The sequence below is a fragment of the Acidovorax sp. genome (assembly GCF_046314175.1).
In the GTDB taxonomy this organism is placed as follows: domain Bacteria; phylum Pseudomonadota; class Gammaproteobacteria; order Burkholderiales; family Burkholderiaceae_C; genus Acidovorax.
In genome coordinates, this window is sequence record NZ_JBKBXG010000057.1 from 1 (window position 1) to 17,107 (window position 17,107).

Annotated in this window: 14 protein-coding genes and 1 tRNA gene; 5 read left to right on the forward strand and 10 right to left on the reverse strand. The window is 66.0% G+C overall.

Annotated features, from left to right (window positions below; translation table 11 throughout):
- Positions 1 to 184: 184 nt before the first annotated feature.
- The 6 genes from ACK4OE_RS16435 to ACK4OE_RS16460 form a co-directional block, all read right to left on the reverse strand.
- Positions 185 to 259 (reverse strand) — tRNA-Arg (locus ACK4OE_RS16435).
- A gap of 54 nt (positions 260 to 313) precedes the next feature.
- Complete coding sequence (locus ACK4OE_RS16440; RefSeq protein ID WP_409886116.1) at positions 314 to 4,741, reverse strand: translocation/assembly module TamB domain-containing protein; 4,428 nt, start codon at positions 4,739 to 4,741, stop codon at positions 314 to 316.
- A complete protein-coding gene (locus ACK4OE_RS16445; protein WP_409886118.1) occupies positions 4,741 to 6,633 on the reverse strand; it encodes an autotransporter assembly complex protein TamA in 1,893 nt (630 codons plus the stop codon). The genes ACK4OE_RS16440 and ACK4OE_RS16445 overlap by 1 nt, the downstream gene beginning before the upstream one ends.
- A gap of 198 nt (positions 6,634 to 6,831) precedes the next feature.
- Positions 6,832 to 8,019, reverse strand: a complete 1,188-nt coding sequence (locus ACK4OE_RS16450) for a vWA domain-containing protein (RefSeq protein WP_409886119.1) — start codon at positions 8,017 to 8,019, stop codon at positions 6,832 to 6,834.
- A gap of 18 nt (positions 8,020 to 8,037) precedes the next feature.
- On the reverse strand, positions 8,038 to 8,640 hold the full coding sequence (locus ACK4OE_RS16455; protein ID WP_409886121.1) for a GNAT family N-acetyltransferase: 603 nt from the start codon (positions 8,638 to 8,640) through the stop codon (positions 8,038 to 8,040).
- Between the two features lie 57 nt (positions 8,641 to 8,697).
- Positions 8,698 to 9,552: an AAA family ATPase gene (locus ACK4OE_RS16460; RefSeq protein WP_409886123.1), complete on the reverse strand. Its 855-nt coding sequence runs from the start codon at positions 9,550 to 9,552 to the stop codon at positions 8,698 to 8,700.
- Between the two features lie 106 nt (positions 9,553 to 9,658).
- Here ACK4OE_RS16460 and ACK4OE_RS16465 point away from each other — a divergent pair, with 106 nt between their 5' ends.
- Positions 9,659 to 10,321 carry a c-type cytochrome gene (locus ACK4OE_RS16465; RefSeq protein ID WP_409886125.1) on the forward strand — a complete coding sequence of 221 codons (663 nt, stop codon included), beginning with the start codon at positions 9,659 to 9,661 and terminating at the stop codon, positions 10,319 to 10,321.
- Between the two features lie 99 nt (positions 10,322 to 10,420).
- Here ACK4OE_RS16465 and ACK4OE_RS16470 read toward each other — a convergent pair whose 3' ends face one another.
- From ACK4OE_RS16470 to ACK4OE_RS16480, 3 genes are all read right to left on the reverse strand, one after another.
- Positions 10,421 to 11,776: an ABC1 kinase family protein gene (locus ACK4OE_RS16470; protein ID WP_409886127.1), complete on the reverse strand. Its 1,356-nt coding sequence runs from the start codon at positions 11,774 to 11,776 to the stop codon at positions 10,421 to 10,423.
- Positions 11,769 to 12,254, reverse strand: coding sequence for a DUF3429 domain-containing protein (locus ACK4OE_RS16475; protein WP_409886129.1), 486 nt, complete (start codon positions 12,252 to 12,254; stop codon positions 11,769 to 11,771). The genes ACK4OE_RS16470 and ACK4OE_RS16475 overlap by 8 nt, the downstream gene beginning before the upstream one ends.
- Positions 12,255 to 12,514: 260 nt before the next feature.
- On the reverse strand, positions 12,515 to 12,949 hold the full coding sequence (locus ACK4OE_RS16480; RefSeq protein WP_409886131.1) for a DUF1841 family protein: 435 nt from the start codon (positions 12,947 to 12,949) through the stop codon (positions 12,515 to 12,517).
- A 206-nt stretch (positions 12,950 to 13,155) separates the two neighbouring features.
- On the opposite strand from ACK4OE_RS16480, the gene ACK4OE_RS16485 reads away from it, so the two are divergent.
- Positions 13,156 to 13,377, forward strand: a complete 222-nt coding sequence (locus tag ACK4OE_RS16485; protein ID WP_176886849.1) for a hypothetical protein — start codon at positions 13,156 to 13,158, stop codon at positions 13,375 to 13,377.
- Positions 13,378 to 13,586: 209 nt separating this feature from the next.
- Here the strand turns inward: ACK4OE_RS16485 and ACK4OE_RS16490 are convergent, their stop codons facing one another.
- A complete protein-coding gene (locus tag ACK4OE_RS16490; protein ID WP_409886133.1) occupies positions 13,587 to 14,387 on the reverse strand; it encodes an IclR family transcriptional regulator C-terminal domain-containing protein in 801 nt (266 codons plus the stop codon).
- Positions 14,388 to 14,479: 92 nt separating this feature from the next.
- Between ACK4OE_RS16490 and ACK4OE_RS16495 the strand changes: the two genes are divergently transcribed.
- From ACK4OE_RS16495 to pcaF, 3 genes are read left to right on the forward strand one after another with little or no spacing between them, the layout of a single operon-like run.
- Complete coding sequence (locus tag ACK4OE_RS16495) at positions 14,480 to 15,181, forward strand: 3-oxoacid CoA-transferase subunit A (RefSeq protein ID WP_409886135.1); 702 nt, start codon at positions 14,480 to 14,482, stop codon at positions 15,179 to 15,181.
- A 29-nt stretch (positions 15,182 to 15,210) separates the two neighbouring features.
- Positions 15,211 to 15,861 (forward strand): 3-oxoacid CoA-transferase subunit B, encoded by a 651-nt coding sequence (locus ACK4OE_RS16500; protein WP_409886177.1) that lies wholly within the window; start codon positions 15,211 to 15,213, stop codon positions 15,859 to 15,861.
- Between the two features lie 32 nt (positions 15,862 to 15,893).
- Entirely contained in the window at positions 15,894 to 17,105 is a 1,212-nt protein-coding gene (pcaF, locus tag ACK4OE_RS16505; protein WP_409886137.1) for a 3-oxoadipyl-CoA thiolase, read from the forward strand.
- Positions 17,106 to 17,107: the final 2 nt, after the last annotated feature.

The following is a 17,107-nucleotide window of genomic DNA, read 5'->3' on the forward strand; positions in this document are numbered from 1 at the left end:
CAGGGTTTTCTGGATGTCTTGGAGCATGTGGCTGCGGTGTGTTGCGCTGGGTAGCTGCTTGGCGGGCAGGCCCGCCGCACACACTGCGAAGACCCTGCCACGGGGTTGCTTCTTTGAATACTACTGTTTTGATAGCTGCTAACGCTTATCCAATAAGCGCTAGAGGCCTTTTTGACCAAAAATTTGGTCCCCTCGACAGGAATCGAACCTGTATCTAGCGCTTAGGAGGCACTCGTTCTATCCATTGAACTACGAGGAGCAAGACAGCCGCGCATTGTAGTGGGCGCACGCACGCCCTCTGGGGTGCGCAGCCTCAGTCGTACTTCACCGTGTAGATGATGTCCACCGCGCTCTTCTCGCCCGTCTGCCCGCGCAGAGTGAGGCTGCGGGTAAGGTCGTAAAAGATGTACAGCGTGCCCAGCGTGCTCGACAGGCTGCGTTCGTACGTCACGTACAAATCCTTGGACAGGCGTTTGCCGAAGGTGAGGGCGGCGGCGGTGGCGTCTTCGCCGGAGCCGGGGCCTTTGACGCCGATTTCGTCCAGGCCCAGGCGGCTGGCGATGCCGCCGCCGGGGTTGTTACCGCGACCCAGCAGGGCCAGGGCGGCTTGTTGCAGCACGGCGGCTTCGGCGCCGCCCGCGGCGGCGTCGCGGCCCAGTACGACCCACGAAAGTTTTTCAGCGTCGGGCAGCTCGGGGTCGGAATACAGCTTGACGCGCGGCGCCTTGGCGCTGCCGGTGACCTGCACGCCCGCGCGCACGCTGATGTTGGGGCGCAGCGCCAGGATGTCGAGTGAGGGGTTGTCGTAGGGGCCGCTGAAGCGGATCAAGCCCGTTTCCACGTTCAGCGACTGGCCCCAGGCGCGGTAGCGGCCTTCGTCGGTGCGCACTTCGCCGGTCACGCGCGGTGGGGCGCCGGGCACGGCACTGCTGCGGATGTCCAGCTCGCCCGTCAGGCGTGTGGTGATGCCGTGGCCGCTGAGCGCAAAGTCGCTGCCCAGGTTGAGGGTGATGGCGATGTCCGGCGGCTTGGCGGTTTCGGCCTGGGCCGCCACCTGGTTGGCCTTGGCAGCGGCCTGGGCCTTGGCCTGGTCGACAAGGTCTTTGGCTTTGGAGCGCACCACCACGTCCGAGCCCAGCGTGGGCGCCGATTCGTCGGGCAGGATGATGGTGGCGCGGTCGGTGGTGAGCTTGCCGCGCAGGCTGATTTGGCCCTGCTGCAGCTGTGCCTGCAAGGTGCCCGATACGCTGACTTGCCGATCGGCACGCACCAGCACCTGCAAGGCCTTGGCCTCGGCCTGCAGCGACATGGCAATGCCCGACAGGCCGGTGGCGGCCGTGGCGCTGTCGCCCCAGGTGACGCGGCCGGTGGCGGTCAGCGTGCCGCCGTCTTGCGACGCTGCCGTGCGGTTGCCGCTGAAACCCGCAATGCGCGCGCTGCTGCCGCGCCCGCCCTGCAGGCGGAACTCGGTGATGGTGAGCTGGTTGCCCTGCAGCGTGGCGCGCAGGCGGCCGCCTTGCAGGTCTACGCCGTCGACCACCGAGCGCACGGCCATGTCGTCGGCGCCCAGCGTGCCCGCCCAGCGCGGCGCGTTGCGGGTGCCTGAAACGGTGGCGCTGGCATCGAGCGTGCCGCGCACGCGCCAGCCGGGCGGGGCCAGGGCCGACCACACGCCCACGTCGGGTAGGCGTGCGCGCAGGGTGCCGGCCAGCGGCGCGTCGGCCGCCCAGGTGATGGGGCTGTCTGCGGTGGCAGGGGCCAGGCGGGTGCTGACAGTGGCGTCGACCTCGCCCGCGCGGTCGCTGGCCCACAGCAGGCGGGCGCGCAGGGCGTCGCCTTCGGCTTCGATGGAAATTTCTGCCTGGCGCACGCCTGCTGCGGTGCCCGTGGTGGAGGCTGCGTCTGCTGCGCTGGCCGACGCTTCTGTGGCAATGGCGGTGACCGCACCGGCGCCGGTGCCCTGGCCGCTGCTTTGCACTGCGGTGAATGCTGTGGCATCGCCTGCCAGGATGCGCAGGTCGCCACTCGCCCGGCGCAGGCTGGCGCTGGCGCGCAGGGTGCTGGTGGTGTCCACGTTCCACTGCCCATCCAGCACCAGGCTTGTGGAAAGGCCCATGCGTGCCAAGAGCGGCTGGGCGGGGACGCCCGGCGCGCCCGTGCTGCCCGGTTTGTCGCCAAGGCCCAGCGCATCCACCCACGCCGTGGGCAGGCCTTGCAGCGTGCCCTGGGTTTGCAGCGTGGCAGGTGTGCCTGCGCTGGCACTGGCCACCACGCGCACGGGCTGCCAGCGCAGGGTGACGGTGCCGGGCGCAGGGCCGGTCAGGCGGGCCTGCCCGGCTGAGGTTTGCAGCGTGAGGGCGGTGGCCGTGCGGGTGGCGTTGATCGACAGCGGGTCTGTCAGTTGCAAGGCCCAGGGGCCGGGCCGCTGTGCGTCTTGCGCCTGCAGGCGCAGCTCGCTGATCTGTGCTTGCCATTGCCCAGCGGCGGTCAACCCGCCCGTCAGGCGTGTTTGCACGGTGGCGCCCAGCGACTGGGGGGCTGTGGTACGCGCCTCGCCGTTGAGCACCAGTGATGCCTGCGCCAAGCTGCCGGACAACGTGGCGGTCAGCGCGCGCAGCTGGATGGGTTGCAGGGCGGCGGCCCCGGGTTCAGCGCCTGTGGCTGCGGGCGGGAGCGTCAGGTCCAGTTGGGGCGCGCTGAGGCTGGCTTGCAGCTCGAACAGGTCTTTGCCCACTGGCAGTGCGTTGCCCGCGGTGGCGGCCTGAAGTTGCCGGGCTGCGGTTTGCCAGCCACCCTTCCACCGCGCGGTGATTTGTGCGGCGCCTTTGGCGGTGGCCCCCTGCAATGCCTGCTGCAGATTGGCGCCCACAAAGGGCAGGGTGGTCAGCCATTGGATGGTGCGGTCGGCGTCGGCCCATTGCACTTGCAGATCGCCCGCGCCGGTTTGTGGACCCATCTGCCCGCTGGCCCGGGCCGTGGCGCCGGGCACTGTCAGCGCCAGTTGCCCCTGGGCAGACTGCGCACCCAGGGCAATGCGCAGGCTGGTAGCCTCTGCGCGGGCCTGCAGGGCATCGAGCAGCAGGCGGTCGAGTTGCAGGGTGCCGCCGGTGTCTGCACCTTGGGCACCCGTGGGCGGTTGCCAACTGCCTTGTGCGGTGAGGGTGTTGATGCGCAGCGGGGCGGGGCCAGTGGTGCGTGACGCGCGTGCCGTTGATGTGCTGCGGGCGGCCGGGCCCGGCGTGGCGCGGATGTCGGCGTTGAAGCGCACGGCGGTGCCCTGTGTCTCGGCGCGGATGCGGCCCGACAAGGGGGCGGCGGCCAGCGCGGTGTGCAGTGCATCAGGCCGCAGGGCGCGCAGGTCGGCCTGGCCCTCCAGCGCGCCGGTGGCGGGGTTGTAGTGGCCTTGCAGTGTGGCGCTGCCGCTGCCTGCATTGAGGGTGGCACGGGGCACGTCCCACTGTGTGCCGTCGTAGGTGGCACTGGCTTGCAGGGCGGTGAGGGGCAGGCGGGCCTTGTCCCACGGGCCGGGCAGGTCGTTGCGCAGCTGGGCATCGATGGACCAGCCGCCGGACGTTGGTGCAGTGCCACCGGCAGCAGCGCCGGTTGTCGTCGGCCCGGCTTGCAGTGCGCCGTGCAGCTGCGTGGCGGGGGCCTGGGGCCACAGCGCGGCCAGATTGACGGCGCGCAGGGTTGCGGTGGCTGCCAGCAGAGGTTGAGGTGCCCAGGGTGCCAGCGTGGCTTGCACATCGGCTTGCATGGGCTCCGCAGGGGCGGGGGCGGCCGCTTTGGCGGTAGTTTTTGCTGTGGTTTTGGGCCCGGACTTGGCAGGTGGCGTGTTGGGCGTGCTCGTTGATGCGGGCTGGGATGCCTGCGGCAGTGTGGTGCCTGTTGTCGCCATATCCGCGATGGGGCGGACGCGTGCCTGCAACTCCAGCCGCGCCGCTGCCGTGGCCAGCGTGCCCTGCAGCGTGGCGTGGGCGCCCAGCTGGATGGGCGTGGTCGAAGTGCTGCCTGGCACGGTGGTCTGCACATTGCCATCCACCGTCACATCCAGGGCCATGGGCGCCTGCGCCTGCAGGGTGGCGCGTGCGCTGTAGCGGCCCTGGGCCAGTTCTACCTGGTCAATGTTCAACCGGTGCTGTGTGCCATCAAACCGGTAGTCGCCTTGCAGGCCCATCGCCTGCACAGCAGGGGACCCGGCCCACTGGATTTCGTCGACCCGAAACGGCACGCCGATCTGCAGCGGCAGCACCAACTCTGTCAGGGGGGTAAGGGGGGTGTCGGGCGCCGGAACGGGCGGCGTCTGAGGCGTGATCAGCACGCGCGCGGCATGCACCTCACCCAGTTCCAGGCGGCGCTGTAGCAAGGGGGCCAGTTGCCAGCCCAAGCGGATGTCGGTTACCTCGACGGTGAGGGTGGGGCTGCTCCAGCGCAGCCAGCCAATGCGCCCGCCGCTGCGCAGCGCGCCAGAGACTTCACGGCTTTCCAGCTTTTGCTCAGCAGGCAAATACTGCGCGGCGCGCGCCAGTGCAGTGGCCAGCGACGTGCTGCTGCCCGCCCATACCCACACGCCAGCGGCCACTGCCAGTACCAGCGCCACCAGGGTCAGTAACAGCCAGCCCAGCGCCCGCACGGCACGCGGCGCGCGGCGTGGTGGCGGGCGTTTGGCCGATGACGACCCGGCGCTGAAATCGGATGCGCGGGTGCGCGGCGTGGGTGGAGTCGGGTTGCTCGTCGCCATCAGAAGCTAAACCCCAGGCGCAGGTGCAGCCGCACCTCTTTGGTTTTCACGCCATAGGCCAGGTCGGCCTGCAGCGGCCCCACCGGGCTGCGCCAGCGCACGCCAGCGCCCACGCCCACACGCGGGTCCAGGTCGCCCGCGCGGTCGGCCACGGCGCCTGCATCCATGAACAGCGTGCTTTCCCAGTCGGTCATGCTGCCGTTGTAGACGATGGGGCGCTGCCATTCGACGCTGCCCACTGCCATGTAGCGGCCGCCGTAAAGCTGGCCGTTGTCGGTGCGCGCGCCAATGCTGCGGTAGCCATAGCCGCGCACGGTGGTGTCGCCACCGGTTAAAAAGAGCTGGGTCACAGGCACCTGGGCGCCGTCACGCGCCAGCACGGCGCCCGCCTCGGCGCGCAGGGCCACGCGGGCGTTGCGCCCCAGGCCCGCGTCGTCAGTGACACGCCCGGCCGGTATGAACGACTGCCACCGCACCAGGGTGCGCACAAATGGGTCGCGCTCGGGCCGCAGTGTGGTGCCCAGGCCCAGTTCCACCGCAATGCCGTGGCCGCGGGTGGGTGCCGTCATGCTGTTGAAGTAGCGCCCCGTCCAGCCGTAGTTGATGCTGAGGGCGGTGCTGGATTCGGCAGGCGACAGCGCGTTGGCGGTCAGCCCCTGGCTGTTGGCGTGGTCGTACTGCAAAAAGTAGTTGCGGTCGATGTTCTCGGTGCTTTTGCTGCGGCCCGAGCGCACGCGCCCGCTGTTGACGTCATAGTCGCCCGTGGCCTCGCGCTGCAGCTGCGCGCCGGCAAACCAGCGCCAGCCGTTGTTGTTGGGCAGGTCGGTCCATTCGCTGCTGGCGTGTTTGGTCTCGCGGTCCAGCGACAGCTTGCTGACCGCGCGCCAGCCGATCACGGGCAGCTGGTTGTGGATGTGCTCCAGCGACAGGCGGGCGCCGCTGTCCGTCGAAAAGCCAGGGCCAAACACCAGTTTTTGCAGCGGGGCTTCGCGCACCTGGGCCACCACGGGCGCGGCCTCGGGGTCGGTGCCTTCGGTGTCAAGCGTGAGGAAAACGGCGTCGTAGTAACCACTGCTGGCCAGGCGCAGTTGCGCGTCCAGCATCTCGGCCTCGTCATACACGGCGCCAGTGGGCAGGCGCGCTAGGCGCCGCGCACCATCGGGGTCGTAGCGCTCGCTGCCTTGCACGCGCAGCGGGCCAAAACGGTAGGGCGGGCCGGGGTCGTAGGTGACGCTGAGCTTGGCCTCGTGCGTGTCCGCATCCACTTCGGCGCGGCTGTTGGCAATGCGTGCGGTGGGATAGCGGCGCACTTGCAGTTCGCGCAGGCCGCTGGTTTTAGCTCCATCCCACGCTGACTGCGTAAACGGCTGGCCTGCGGGCAGCGACCAGTTGCGTTGCACGCGCTGCTGCTGGCGGGCGCGGCCTTCGGCGCTGTTGCCTTCGGCATTGGCAAAGTCAATGTCGGCGCTGGCAATGCGGGTTTGCGGACCGGGCTGCACGGTCACAACCACGGTGCGCGGGGTGCTTTTGCTGTCGGGGGTTTCGGTCAGCTCGACCGTGATGGTGGGCGCAAAGTAGCCCAGCGTGCCCAGCAACTCGCGGGCATTGGCGTCGGCCGCACCCAGCAGGCGCTGCAGCTCGTTGGCTTGCAGGTCGGGCAGGTTGCGAAAGCGCTGCAGCTCCAGGTGGCGCTCCAGCGTCTCGCGTGCGGCATCGGGGGCGCGCACCTCCACGGCAAATGACGGAGAGGCCGATTCGGCAATGATCGGAGCGCCCGCAGCGTCTGCGTTGTCGCCCTTGTTGTCACCGCGCTGCAGCAGGCTGCAACCCTGCAGGCACAAGGCTCCAACAAGCAGCAACGCCGACCACGGGGCCGGCGTTGGAACATTCACAGTGTGGAGGCGCAAGACGCTGAAGGGCACGGCAGGACGGAGGTAAGGGCTTACATAGAGGGCAGTCAAAGCCTCCAAACCCAGAGGCAATCACTGCGGCCCCCGACTATGCCCCGAAAAAATGCCCCTCGTTGTCAGACAGCGGCTCACATCGCCTGCGGGGCACTACCCCGCGCGGATGTATTGTTGGCGGTGCTGCTATTTGGACAGCAGCCGCATCGTCTCTTCCAGCCCCTTGAGCGACAGCGGATGCATGCGGTTGCCCACCAGCTGCTGGATGATGCTGATGCTCTGGCGGTACTGCCAGACGCCCTGGGGCTCGGGGTTGATCCACGCGTGTTTGGGGAAGGCGTGCGTCAGCCGCTGGATCCACTCGGCGCCCGGTTCTTCGTTGTTGTATTCCACGCTGCCGCCGGGCTGCAGGATCTCGTACGGGCTCATGGTGGCGTCGCCCACAAAGATCAGCTTGTAGTCCTTGTTGTACTTGCGGATGATGTCCCAGGTGGGGAATTTTTCGGCAAAGCGGCGGCGGTTGTTCTTCCACATGAAGTCGTACACGCAGTTGTGGAAATAATAGAACTCCAGGTGCTTGAACTCTGTCTTCACGGCACTGAACAGTTCTTCGACCCGCTGGATGTGTTCGTCCATGGTGCCGCCCACGTCCATCAGCAGCAGCACCTTCACGTTGTTGTGCCGCTCGGGCACCATTTTGATGTCGAGGTAGCCTGCGTTGGCTGCCGTGCTGCGGATGGTGTCGGGCAGGTCCAGCTCCAGCTCATGCCCTTCGCGCGCAAACTTGCGCAGGCGGCGCAGCGCCACTTTGATGTTGCGCGTGCCCAGCTCCTGCTGGTCGTCGTAGTCCTTGTAGGCGCGCTGCTCCCACACCTTCACTGCGCTCTTGTTCTTGCCCGCGCCGCCAATGCGCACGCCCTGCGGGTTGTAGCCGCCGTGGCCAAACGGGCTGGTGCCGCCGGTGCCGATCCACTTGTTGCCACCCTCGTGGCGTTCTTTCTGCTCTTCGAGCCGCTTTTTCAGCGTCTCCATGAGTTCGTCCCAGCCCATCTTCTCGATGGCGGCCTTTTGCTCGGGCGTGAGCTCGTTCTCCAGGATCTTGCGCAGCCAGTCGGCCGGAATCTCCTTGGTGAAGTCGGCCACCATCTCCACGCCCTTGAAGTAGGCGCCAAAGGCCCGGTCGAACTTGTCGTAGTGCTTCTCGTCCTTGACCAGGGTCAGGCGCGAGAGGTTGTAGAAATCGTCCAGCGCCCAGCCGTCATCCGACTTGGGGCCCACCACACCCGCCTGGAGGGCTTCGAGCAGGGTGAGGTATTCCTTGACCGAAACGGGCAACTTGGCCGAACGCAGGGTGTAGAAGAAGTCGATGAGCATGAAATTGGCCTCCAGCGCTTATTCAGTAAGCGTTCGACGCTCTAAACGATATAGCAATTGCGCTTTGGCCTCCGGCCATTCGCCCGCCCGCATGCTGTACATCACCGTGTCGCGGATGGTGCCGTCGCGGCGCAGTGCGTGGCCGCGCAGCACGCCGTCCTTCTTGGCGCCCAGGCGCTCAATGGCTTGTTGCGACGCAAAGTTGAAGTTGTCCGTGCGCCAGCCCACGACGTGGCAGTTCAGGGTGTCAAAGGCGTGGCCCATCATCAGCAGCTTGCAGGTGGTGTTGACGTGGCTGCGCTGAACGCTTTTGCGGTACCAGGTGTAGCCAATCTCCACGCGGCGCACGGCAGGCACGATGTCGTGATAGCTGGTGCTGCCCAGCACCTCGCCGGTGGCGTCATCGACCACGGCAAATGCAAATCGGTTGCCGTCAGCACGCATTCGCAGGGCGTCTTCGATGTACCTCCGCGTGTTTTCAGGCTCTGGCACCGAGGTGATGCGCAGCTTCCACAGCTCGCCATCAGCGGCCGCGGCAGCCAAGCCTTGCTCATGCGACAGCGCCAGGGGTTCCAGGCGCACGCCACGGTCGGTGAGGGTGATGGGCTCGACAAAAGACACGGGCTGCTCGGTGGGTCACTGATTGAAAACGAAAGGTGCCTGCGGAGAGATTGCCTCTCAACGGTTCCTTTGGTTCATGAAGACCAGCTTTTCAAACAGGCTCACGTCCTGTTCATTCTTGAGCAGCGCGCCCACCAGCGGCGGCACGGCCACCTTGTTGTCTGCGCTTTGCAGGGCCGACAGGGGGATGTCTTCAGCCACCAGCAGCTTGAGCCAGTCGATCAGCTCGCTGGTCGAAGGCTTTTTCTTGAGGCCCGGCAGGTTGCGCACGTCATAAAACGTCTTCATGGCCACCCCCAGCAGGTCGGCCTTGAGCGTGGGGAAGTGCACGTTGACGATCTGGCGCATCGTGTCGGCTTCGGGGAACTTAATGAAGTGAAAGAAGCAGCGGCGCAAGAATGCGTCGGGCAGTTCTTTTTCGTTGTTGGAGGTGATGAACACCAGCGGGCGGTGTTTGGCCTTGATCAGCTCGCGCGTTTCGTAGCAGTAGAACTCCATGCGGTCGATCTCGCGCAGCAGGTCGTTCGGAAACTCGATGTCGGCCTTATCGATCTCGTCGATCAGCAGCGCCACGGGCTCATCGGCCGTGAAGGCCTGCCACAGCACGCCCTGGATGATGTAGTTGCGGATGTCCTTGACGCGCTCTGCGCTGTCGCCGTCATTGAGCTGGCTGTCCCGCAGGCGACTGACCGCGTCATATTCATACAGGCCCTGCTGCGCCTTGGTGGTGGACTTGATGTGCCACTGCAGCAGCGGCATGTTCAGGGACTGCGCTACTTCCTCGGCCAGCATCGTCTTGCCTGTGCCGGGCTCTCCCTTGATCAGCAGGGGCCGCTGCAGCGTAATGGCGGCATTCACGGCGAGCATCAGGTCCTGGGTGGCGACGTAGTTCTGGGAGCCTTGGAATTTCATGGGGGAAAACACCGGATCGTTGATGAATGGGCTTGACAGGGCGCTGGCTATAATCGGCGGTTGATCAGAGCCCAGAGCTGAACTTCCACGAGATTGTGCGCGCAAAATGAACAAAACGTTGACCACGCTATTTGCCCTGGCTGTCGCTTCCGTGACCGCCTTGTCCCACGCCCAGGAAGCCAAAGGCGACGTGGAAGCCGGCAAGCAAAAGATTGCCATGTGCATTGGCTGCCACGGCATCCAGGGCTATCAGGCCAGTTTTCCTGAGGTGCACAAGGTGCCCATGATCTCGGGCCAAAGCGGCAAGTACATTGCCGCTGCGCTGGTCGCCTACCAAAAGGGCGAGCGCAAGCACCCCACCATGCGCGGCATTGCCGAATCGCTGTCAGAGCAAGACATCGCAGACGTCTCCGCCTACTACGAACAACACGGCAAGACCGCCGCCGAGCTGCCCGCCAAACCCAAGCGCGAACCCAGCGTTCAAGTGGCAGAGCTGCTGAAGAAGGGTGCTTGTGTGTCTTGCCACGGCGACAACTTCGCCAAGCCCATCGACCCCTCGTACCCCAAGATTGCAGGCCAGCATGCGGACTACCTGTATGTGGCTCTCAAGTCGTACAAGGTGGAAAAGAACAACAACGTGGGCCGCAACAACGCCATCATGGCGGGCATTGCCAAGCAGTTCACCAACAACGAGTTGAAGGCACTGGCCAACTACCTCGGCAGTGTGGAAGGCGATATGCACGTGGTGCCACAGTCGCGCTTCAAGTAAGAGCCCACCCTGTGCGCACTCCGCGCTTCATTTAAAAGCCCGCGATAGCGGGCTTTTTGTTTTTGGCGTACGCCCGACGCGCTGTCCCACGGCAGCGGGTCAGGCAGCGCCCAGGTATGGCCGTGCCAGCGCTTGCACCGGCACCCGCGCCTGCAGGCGCGCGGCCAGCAGGTACAGCCCGCCCAGCTTGCGGTGCAGAAAAAGCGCATCGGCTGGTGGGGTGTGCCAGAAGTCTTTTTCGGTGCTGAGCGCCATGCCGGCTGCGCGGATTCGCTGGGGTAAATCGCTGCGGCCAAAGTCGTAGGCGTCTGCGGCGCGCAGGGGCTCGCAGGCAATGGAGAACAGGTCGATGACGGCCTCGCGCTGGTCGGCGCGGATGTGGCTGCCAAAGTACCCGATGGCCCTGGCAGCCTGGTCCATGCCCTCGCGGTCGTCGTGCATGGCGCAGCGCATGAGCTGGCGGTACGCGGCAACGATGTCTGGGCCATAGGCGCGGGTGGCGCCAAAGTCGAGCAGCACCGTGCGGCCACTGGTGCTTTGAAATCGGTAATTGGCAAAGTTGGGGTCGGTCTGCACCAGGTGGAACTCAAACAGCTCGCGAAACAACAAGCCGATCAGCAGCGAAGCGACCCGGTCCCGCTCTGCCTGCGGTACGTGCTGCAACGACTCAATGGGTACGCACTCCACATAGTCCATGGCCAGCACGTTGTCGGTGGTCCAGTCGGCGTGCACTGCAGGCACGCACAGCGCGGCATCGCTGTCCAGCAGGTTGCCAAACTGCTGCTGGCAGCGGGCCTCTCGCAGGTAGTCGGCTTCTTCGTGCAACTGCTTCTTGGCCTCGTCTAGCAGCGGGGCAATGTTCAGGTGGGCGGGCAGCAGGCCCGACACACGCAGCAGCGTGCCCACGTTGTCTACATCGCTGGCAATGCTTTGCCGTATGCCGGGGTACTGCACCTTAATGGCCAGCTGGCGCCCGTCTTTGGTGGTGGCGCGGTGCACCTGGCCGATGGACGCGGCCGCGATGGGCGTGAAGCCAAACTGCGCAAAGCGCGCGTCCCAGCCCGCACCCCAAGCGGCGGTCAGCACTTCGTCTAGCTGACCGATGGGCATGGGCTTGGCGTCGGACCGCAGGCGGGCCAGTATCTCGCCCAGCTCGGGGGGCAGCAGCTCGCCCGCGTCCATCGATAGCAGTTGGCCTACCTTCATAGCGGCGCCGCGCAGCTGGGCCAGCTGGTCTGCCACCCGACGAGCGTTGCCTGGGGTGAGCAGCAGGTCACGCGGGCTTGGGCGCTTGCCTTGCGCCCATTGGCGCGCGCCTTCAGCCAGCATGCCGCCCGCCAGTCCGGTGGCCAGCGTGCCCAGCCGCGCCATGCGCGCCCAGCGCCCACTGGGCACAGCGGCGGTAGCGGCGTCTTCGCTGCGGGGCCGCAGCAGAGGGTTGTTCGGATCAGCCATGGGCAGCCACCGCACCCAGCGCCAGGCACACGCTGGCCGTGATGGTCAAGCGCCAGCGCAGCGGCAGATACCAGCCGGGCAGGGTCGCGCGGCTGGCAAGCCGGTGGTCTTGCAGCAAATGCAGTGCAAAGCCCGCGATGAGCAGCGCCGCACCGCCCGCCGCTGGCAGCAGCAGGGCGGGCCACGCCAGCAGTGACGGCACTACGCTCCAAACAAAACAGCGCGTGCGCTGGGCCTCGGTCAGGCCGCCCAGCGCCATGGCAAAGCCCCAATGCAGCGCACCCACAAAGCTCAAGATTACGGCGCCATACCCCAGCAAGGCCGTGTTCCACAGTGGCGCGCTGGGTGCCCACCAGCCTACGCCCGCCAGCGCCACAAAGGGCAGCAGGCCGCCATAGCCCAGCCACGCCACGGGCAAAGGCAGCTGCGGCGGCAGCAAGGGGGCTACTGAGGGTGGGGTTGCAGGGGTGCTTTGCATCGTGCCTCCGGTGGGTGGGATTGCATTGTCGGCAAAGCGCGACTCCCGCGTGGGCGGCATGGTCTGCGGCTGAGTGGCGGGCCTTGGTGCTGTCTCGTGCGCTGGCGGGTAAGAGTCGCTCACAACGTTTCTCCCGTGCTGTTGTCCCGTCTTGCCGTACACGGTGCTGTGCGTGCTGCGCAGTGCCACACAGTGCTTTGTGGATGTCACTTGCGATCCGGTCAGGCGTTCGTGCTAACGGGTGCAGTGACTGCAGTGCCTCAGTCGCGCGTGGCGCGGCGCTGCACGGCAGCGATGTAGGCGTTGCCATCGGGCGGTCGGCCCGAGCGCTGGCTTTCCCAGAGCATTTCACCCAGGCATTCCATGGCAGCGTGGTGGGCGTCGTGCAGCGAGTCGAGCCGGGCGGTTAACAGTTCTACCGCCTGGCGGATGCCACGTGGCTGGTCAATGCTGCATTGCTCGCTGATCGACAGGTGCATGGACAAGTGCAAGAACGGGTTGGTGCGTTCGGGCGTCTCGTCGTAGTTGCGGGCCACGGCGGTGTCGGCGTCTGATAGATCGGCGTGGTACTCGGGGTGCTCGGCGATCCACAGGCTTGCCAGCGTTTCGATGGCCTCCATGGGGGCGCCGCTCTGGGTCTTGCTGTGCACGCCGCACAAAAAACGGCGCACGTCGGCTTGGGAGGGGCTGAACATGGGGCGAGAGCGTAGCACGCAGCCTGATGGTGTCGCTGGCACGGGGTTGCCCGGCGCGCGATTCGTTCGGGCGCGGCAAATACGCGCGTGCGCGGCGGCGTCCTACGTGCTGGACGCGGCCGCGCCACTACATTGGCGGTGCGCAGAGATGAGGAGCCGGGTCGCTTTGCCAAGTCTTTTGAACACCCGGTTTTCGGAGAACTCTCATGAATGCAATGCGAATCGTTGGTGTGTTGTTGTTGGTTGTGGGCCTGGCTGGCTTTTTGACGGGGGGCTTCAGCTTTACCAAGGACACCACCCAGGCCAAACTGGGCCCGCTGGAGTTGACGGTCAAGGAAAAAGAGTCCGTCAACATCCCCCAGTGGATGAGCCTGGGCGCCATGGTGCTTGGCGGCGTAGTGCTGGTGCTGGGCTTTCGCAAGAACTGATCCCGCTCAGCCGGTCTTGCCGCCTCAAGCGAATACAAGTACCGTCAGACGCATGCGGGCGAAGCGCGTGACAACCGCAAGAGCGGGACCAGGCTGCGCGCCCTGCATGCGCATGTGTCTTGGCCGTTTGATACCGATCCTTCTGGCACAAGAAGAACCAGACAGCCCGCCCAGTGCGGGCTGTTTGCGTTTTGGGTATGCGGTGTGGGTCAGACCCCGGGCGCGCCCATCATGCGCGAGATGATGCGCGCGGCGCGCTGCAATGCGGGCAGCATCTGTTCGCGCATCTGCGCCTCGCTGGTGCGGTTGGCCTGGCCGCTGATGTTGAGCGCCGCCACCGTGCGGCCCGTGCGGTCCTTTAGCGGTGCGGCAATCGAGATCAGGCCTTCTTCCAGTTCCTGGTTCACCAGGCACCAGCCCTGTGTGCGGGCGGTGCGCACGCGTTTCAGCAGCTCCGCCAGATCCGTGGTGGTGTGCGCGGTGTGGCGCGCAAGCGGCACCGGCGCCAGGCGGGCCTGCAGTTCGTCGTCGGGCAGCGAAGCCAGCAGCACGCGGCCCATGGACGTCCACGGCGCAGGCAAGCGCGAACCCACGCCCAGGTTGGTGCGCATGATCTTGTGCGTGGGAACGCGCAGCACGTAGACGATGTCGAGGCCGTCCAGCACGGCGGCTGATGAGGATTCGCGCACATCTTCCACCAGGTCTTCCATCACCGGCTCGGCCAGGTTCCAGATGGGCAGCGACGAAAGATACGCAAAGCCCAGGTCCAGGATGCGCGGGCTCAGGCGAAACAGCTTGCCGTCCGTCTCTACATACCCCAGCGTCTGCAGCGTGAGCAGGATGCGGCGCGCGCCCGCGCGGGTCAGGTCCGTCTGCGCGGCCACTTCACTCAAGGTCTGCTGCGGCGCGGACGCGCTGAAAGAGCGGATCACCTCCAGCCCGCGCGCGAACGACTGCACATAGCTGTCGCTCGGTTTTGGGTCTTTGGCTTCAGGGGTTTGGGAATTCATACGTATGCCAACTATAATTCTTTCAGCGAACATTTGTTCTATAAGCGAACAAATTTCAAAGAGACAACAGAGCAAACCAAGAAAGCGTTGCAATGATCAACAAACTGGCAGACTCGGTGGCCCAGGCCCTTGCAGGGGTGAAGGATGGTGCCACGGTGTTGATTGGTGGCTTTGGCACCGCAGGCATTCCCGGTGAGCTGATCGACGGCCTTATCGCCCAGGGCGCGCGCGACCTCACGGTGGTCAACAACAACGCGGGCAATGCCGACCAAGGCCTGGCCGCGCTGCTGAAAGCGGGCCGCGTGCGCAAGATCATCTGCAGCTTTCCGCGCCAGGTCGACAGCTACGTGTTCGACGAGCTGTACCGCAGCGGCAAGCTGGAGCTGGAACTGGTGCCCCAGGGCAACCTGGCCGAGCGCCTGCGCGCTGCGGGTGCGGGCATCGGCGCCTTCTTCTGCCCCACGGCGCATGGCACCGAGCTGGCCGCAGGCAAGGAGACACGCGAGATCAACGGCAAACACTACGTGCTCGAATACCCCATCCACGGCGACGTGGCCCTGATCAAGGCCGAGAAGGGCGACCGCTGGGGCAACCTCACCTACCGCATGTCCGCCCGCAACTTTGGCCCCGTGATGGCCACCGCCGCCAAGACCACGATTGCCACCGTGCACGATGTCGTCACGCTCGGCGCGCTGGACCCTGAGTCCATCGTCACCCCCGGTATCTATGTGACCCACGTGGTCCAGATCGACCGCACCGCCACGTTGGCCGGTGGATTCAAGAAATCAGCATGAAATTGGCCTCTAGCGCAGAAGGAATAAGCGTGAACAGCTATCAAAAGCGTAGTAAAGACGAATTGGCACAACGGGTGGCGCAAGACATCCACGACGGCGCTTACGTCAACCTGGGCATCGGCCAGCCCACCCTGGTGGCCAACCACATTCCTGCAGGCCGCGAGGTCATCCTGCAAAGCGAAAACGGCATCCTGGGCATGGGCCCCGCGCCCGCTGCGGGGCTGGAGGACTATGACCTGATCAACGCGGGCAAGCAGCCTGTCACGCTGCTGCCCGGCGGCGCGTATTTTCACCACGCCGACAGCTTCGCGATGATGCGCGGCGGGCACCTGGATATCTGCGTGCTGGGCGCCTTTCAGGTGTCTGCCACGGGCGACCTGGCCAACTGGAGCACGGGCGAGCCCGGCGCCATCCCGGCCGTGGGCGGCGCGATGGACCTGGCCATCGGCGCCAAGCAGACCTGGGTGATGATGGACCTGCTGACCAAGCAGGGCGCGAGCAAGATCGTCACGCAGTGCACCTACCCGCTCACCGGTGTCGCCTGCGTGAAGCGCATCTACACCGATCTGTGCACACTGGCCTGCACGCCCACCGGGCTGCAGCTCATCGACACCGTGCCCGGCCTGCCGCTGGTCGAGCTGGAGCAACTGGTGGGCCTGCCCATCCGCCCCGCCGCCTGAATCCATCCCCCAACAAACGAGGAGACAAAACCATGAGCCAACAACGCCAAGCCTTCATCTGCGACGCCATCCGCACCCCCTTCGGCCGCTACGGCGGCGCGCTCAGTAGCGTGCGCACCGACGACCTGGGCGCCATCCCCATCAAGGCGCTGATGGACCGCAACCCCGGTGTGGACTGGGCCGCAGTGACCGATGTGCTCTACGGCTGTGCCAACCAGGCCGGTGAAGACAACCGCAACGTGGCCCACATGAGCAGCCTGCTGGCGGGCCTGCCCATCGATGTAGCGGGCGCCACTATCAACCGCCTGTGCGGCTCGGGGCTGGACGCCGTGGGCACCGCAGCGCGTGCCATCAAGGCGGGCGAGGCCGGCCTGATGATCGCGGGCGGCGTGGAGAGCATGAGCCGCGCGCCCTTCGTCATGCCCAAGGCAGAGTCGGCCTTCAGCCGTAACAACGCCGTCTACGACACCACCATCGGCTGGCGCTTCATCAACAAGCTGATGAAGGAAAAATACGGCGTCGACTCGATGCCCGAAACCGCCGAAAACGTGGCGACCGACTTCAACATCGAGCGCGAAGCGCAAGACCGCATGGCCCTGCGCAGCCAGCTCAACGCCGTGGCCGCCATCAAGGACGGCCACCTGGCGCGCGAGATCGTGCCCGTCCACATCCCGCAAAAGAAAGGCGACGCCATCATCGTCAGCCAGGACGAACACCCGCGCGAGACCAGTCTGGAAGCGCTGGCCAAGCTCAAGGGTGTGGTGCGGCCCGACGGCTCGGTGACGGCAGGCAATGCCAGTGGCGTGAACGACGGCGCCTGCGCGCTGCTGCTGGCCGATGAAGCCAACGCGAGCAAATACGGCCTCAAGCCGCGCGCCCGTGTGGTGGGCATGGCCGTGGCCGGTGTGGCGCCGCGCATCATGGGCTTTGGCCCCACGCCCGCAACGCTGAAGGTGCTGGCACAGACCGGTCTGACCATCGACCACATGGACGTGATCGAACTCAACGAAGCTTTTGCCGCACAAGGCCTGGCCGTGCTGCGCGCCCTGGGTTTGAAGGATGACGACGCGCGTGTGAACGCCTGGGGCGGCGCCATTGCGCTGGGCCACCCACTGGGCGCCAGTGGCGCGCGCCTGGTCACCACCGCCGTCAACCGCCTGCACGAACACGCCGGGCAGTACGCGCTGTGCACCATGTGCATCGGCGTAGGGCAGGGCATTGCCATCATCCTGGAGCGCGTGTGACA

What these genes read in the sequence shown, in the direction of transcription:
- ACK4OE_RS16440 (WP_409886116.1), bottom strand. Translation starts at nt 4,741, where the DNA reads ATGGCGACGAGCAACCCGACTCCACCCACGCCGCGCACCCGCGCATCC.
- ACK4OE_RS16450 (WP_409886119.1), bottom strand. Translation starts at nt 8,019, where the DNA reads ATGCTCATCGACTTCTTCTACACCCTGCGTTCGGCCAAGTTGCCCGTT.
- ACK4OE_RS16460 (WP_409886123.1), bottom strand. Translation starts at nt 9,552, where the DNA reads ATGAAATTCCAAGGCTCCCAGAACTACGTCGCCACCCAGGACCTGATG.
- ACK4OE_RS16465 (WP_409886125.1), top strand. Translation starts at nt 9,659, where the DNA reads ATGAACAAAACGTTGACCACGCTATTTGCCCTGGCTGTCGCTTCCGTG.
- ACK4OE_RS16470 (WP_409886127.1), bottom strand. Translation starts at nt 11,776, where the DNA reads ATGGCTGATCCGAACAACCCTCTGCTGCGGCCCCGCAGCGAAGACGCC.
- ACK4OE_RS16475 (WP_409886129.1), bottom strand. Translation starts at nt 12,254, where the DNA reads ATGCAAAGCACCCCTGCAACCCCACCCTCAGTAGCCCCCTTGCTGCCG.
- ACK4OE_RS16480 (WP_409886131.1), bottom strand. Translation starts at nt 12,949, where the DNA reads ATGTTCAGCCCCTCCCAAGCCGACGTGCGCCGTTTTTTGTGCGGCGTG.
- ACK4OE_RS16485 (WP_176886849.1), top strand. Translation starts at nt 13,156, where the DNA reads ATGAATGCAATGCGAATCGTTGGTGTGTTGTTGTTGGTTGTGGGCCTG.
- ACK4OE_RS16490 (WP_409886133.1), bottom strand. Translation starts at nt 14,387, where the DNA reads ATGAATTCCCAAACCCCTGAAGCCAAAGACCCAAAACCGAGCGACAGC.
- ACK4OE_RS16495 (WP_409886135.1), top strand. Translation starts at nt 14,480, where the DNA reads ATGATCAACAAACTGGCAGACTCGGTGGCCCAGGCCCTTGCAGGGGTG.
- pcaF (WP_409886137.1), top strand. Translation starts at nt 15,894, where the DNA reads ATGAGCCAACAACGCCAAGCCTTCATCTGCGACGCCATCCGCACCCCC.